The 1,073-nt window shown below is 59.2% G+C and carries 2 protein-coding genes; both read left to right on the top strand.

The window, feature by feature from the left end; genetic code table 11:
* Positions 1 to 58 precede the first annotated feature (58 nt).
* Positions 59 to 262, top strand: a complete 204-nt coding sequence (locus L0963_RS19600; protein WP_062900746.1) for a hypothetical protein — start codon at positions 59 to 61, stop codon at positions 260 to 262.
* Between the two features lie 45 nt (positions 263 to 307).
* Positions 308 to 1,073, top strand: a protein-coding gene (locus L0963_RS19595) for an IS5 family transposase (protein ID WP_202988304.1) whose coding sequence is annotated in 2 segments (ribosomal slippage) — positions 308 to 620 and positions 620 to 1,073 — 767 coding nt annotated over the 2 segments. Because the reading frame shifts where the segments join, the coding sequence is not laid out codon by codon here. This gene is flagged as partial in the annotation.

Below are 1,073 nucleotides of genomic sequence, written 5' to 3'. Positions count from 1 at the left end.
CTAGGCCGTGAACCCATAAAACGTTGGCGTTGGGGCTCGGCTGTGCCACCCTGCATTTATGGATGAGCAGCACGATCCCAGCTTGATGGGTATGACGGTCAATGAGCGGCTATTTCATGGTGGCATTCTCGGTCAGTGGGATGCTGCGGTGAGGCGGCGAGATCGGCAGGAGATGCTCGCGCTGCTGGAGCAAGTGGAAGTTACTGATCCGCATTTTACGGTCGACACCGTACTCGCCAACCCAAAGGCCTACGGTTTTTGAACGGAAGATCTTTCCCTCAGGGAGTTTCTCTGATTCAGCGTCGGCATGAGCCGATATGACCTGACCGACTTCGAGTGGCGCGTGATCGAGCCGCTGCTGCCCAACAAACCCAGGGGCGTGCCACGCGTTGATGACCGGCGGGTGCTGAACGGCATCTTCTGGGTGCTGCGATCCGGTGCGCCGTGGCGAGACTTGCCCGAACGCTATGGTCCACGCACCACTTGCTACAACCGCTTCATACGATGGCGGAAAGCTGGCGTGTGGGATCGGATGATGGACGCCATCACCGCCGCGCATGATGGCGACATTCAAATGATCGACAGCACTTCCATCCGGGCGCACCAGCAGGCTGCGACGGCAAAAAGGGGGATCGAGATCATTGTCTCGGTCGCTCCCGAGGCGGCCTCACGACCAAAATCCACGCGGTCGTCGATGGGCAAGGCCTCCCGATCCGGCTGAGTCTGACCGCCGGGCAAAGCCATGACGGCCAAGCTGCTGACGAACTACTCAATCATGTCAGCGCCGGAACGATCGTGCTGGCGGACAAGGCATATGATGCCGATCGCATTCGGGCGTCTCTCCACGGAAAAGGAGCGTTCGCCAATATCCCGCCCAAGGCAAACCGGAGGTCGAAACCGTACTTCAGCACATGGCTGTACCGCGAGCGCAACCTGATCGAGCGCTTCTTCTCCAAGCTGAAGCACTTCCGTAGGGTGGCCACCCGATATGACAAGCTCGCCGAAAACTTCCTGGCCATGGTCCAACTTGCGTCAATGCGGCTTTGGCTCCGCGTTTATGAGTCTACGGCCTA

Source organism: Sphingopyxis sp. NFH-91 (genome assembly GCF_021401285.1).
Taxonomy (GTDB): domain Bacteria; phylum Pseudomonadota; class Alphaproteobacteria; order Sphingomonadales; family Sphingomonadaceae; genus Sphingopyxis; species Sphingopyxis terrae_A.
This window is presented reverse-complemented; position numbering and strand designations above follow the sequence as displayed.

What these genes read in the sequence shown, in the direction of transcription:
- L0963_RS19600 (WP_062900746.1), top strand. Translation starts at nt 59, where the DNA reads ATGGATGAGCAGCACGATCCCAGCTTGATGGGTATGACGGTCAATGAG.